This is a genomic window from Pseudomonas sp. Sample_24, from assembly GCF_004307605.1.
In the GTDB taxonomy this organism is placed as follows: domain Bacteria; phylum Pseudomonadota; class Gammaproteobacteria; order Pseudomonadales; family Pseudomonadaceae; genus Aquipseudomonas.
Map to the genome: position 1 here is coordinate 1 of NZ_RCNW01000359.1, position 1652 is coordinate 1652.

A 1652-nucleotide genomic window follows, 5' to 3' on the forward strand; every position below is an offset into this window, starting at 1 on the left:
CGGACTTCAAGTCCAACGAATACGCCAACCTGATCGGCGGCAAGCTCTACGAGCCTGAAGAAGAGAACCCGATGCTGGGCTTCCGTGGCGCCTCGCGTTACATCAGCGAATCGTTCCGTGACTGCTTCGAACTCGAATGCCGCGCTCTCAAGCGTGTGCGCAACGAGATGGGCCTGACCAACGTCGAGATCATGGTGCCGTTCGTTCGTACCCTGGGTGAAGCGAGCCAGGTGGTTGACCTGCTGGCGGAAAACGGCTTGGCCCGTGGCGACAACGGTCTGCGCGTGATCATGATGTGCGAGCTGCCGTCCAACGCCATCCTGGCTGAAGAATTCCTTGAATTCTTCGACGGTTTCTCCATCGGCTCCAACGACCTGACCCAGCTGACCCTGGGCCTGGACCGTGACTCCGGGATCATTGCGCACTTGTTCGACGAGCGTAACCCTGCGGTCAAGAAGCTGCTGGCCAATGCCATTGCTGCGTGCAACAAGGCCGGCAAATACATCGGCATCTGCGGTCAGGGGCCTTCGGACCATCCAGACCTGGCCAAGTGGCTGATGGAGCAGGGTATTGAAAGCGTTTCGTTGAACCCGGACTCCGTACTGGAAACCTGGTTCTTCCTGGCGGAAGGTCAAGCTTCGGCCTGATCCTGTGTAAACGGACCGCTCACTGTAGGAGCAAGGCTTGCCCGCGATCGCGTCTTCAAAATCGCCATCGTCAGCAAGCTGTGCCCCTGCAAGGGGCGGTCTTTTTGAGATTCAAGTAGGGCGGGCTCCATCTGGATGCCGCCCTTTTTTGTGCAAGAGATTATGCAAAGCAGCAGCAACCTATTTCCTGTCGCCCTGATCAGCGCCGAACGGCGTGGCGATCTGAGCGAAGACGTGTATCGCTTGAAGCCGGCCAACAGCCCGGACCCGAGTGTCGAGCTGGCTGTCACCCGTTTGGGCATGGCCGATGAGCCTGCCGTACGCGGCGTGCCGGTCATCCTGTTGCATGGCAGTTTTTCCAATCGACGCTTCTGGTTCTCCCCCAAAGGCCTGGGGCTGGGTGCTCATTTGGCGCGCCTGGGCTTCGATGTGTGGATCGCGGAAATGCGCGGTCACGGCCTGTCCCGGCGCAACCAGGACTATCGCAAGAATCGCGTCGCTGACTATGCGCGTTACGATCTGCCCGCGATTGGCGCGTTCGTGCGTGAGCAAAGCGGTCAGGTTCCGCACTGGATCGGCCATTCGCTGGGGGGCATTACCCTGGCGGCGGCGTTGGGCGGTGAATACATCGGCGAGCCGGTGGTGGCCTCCGCTGCGTTTTTTGGCACCCAGGTCAGCCGTACCTATTGGCCGCTGAAGATTCCACCCGTGGAGTGGGGCGGGCGCTTCATTCTCAAGCGCTTTGCTCAGTTGTCCGGTTCACGACTCAAGCGCGGCCCGGAGGACGAGCCAATTGGCCTGGCCCTGGAAAGCATGCGCTGGCATGGCTTGTTCGGGCGCTTCGGCGACGCCGACAAGGACTGGTGGGCCGGGCTCGCCGAGGTGAAGCTGCCGGTGCTTGTGGTAAGCGCGGCGGGGGATCATCAGGATCCGGCCTGGGCCTGCCGCAACCTGTTCGACCAAGTGGGTTGCGAACACAAGCAATTCATCAATCTGGGGCGCGAG

Annotated in this window: 2 protein-coding genes; both read left to right on the forward strand. The window is 61.0% G+C overall.

Annotated features, from left to right (window positions below; translation table 11 throughout):
• Positions 1 to 647, forward strand: a 647-nt coding sequence (locus D8V06_RS20660) for a putative PEP-binding protein (RefSeq protein ID WP_347238622.1), incomplete at its 5' end; no start/stop codon positions are given.
• A gap of 162 nt (positions 648 to 809) precedes the next feature.
• The coding region (locus tag D8V06_RS20665) for an alpha/beta fold hydrolase (RefSeq protein WP_130931694.1) at positions 810 to 1652 on the forward strand (843 nt) is incomplete at its 3' end.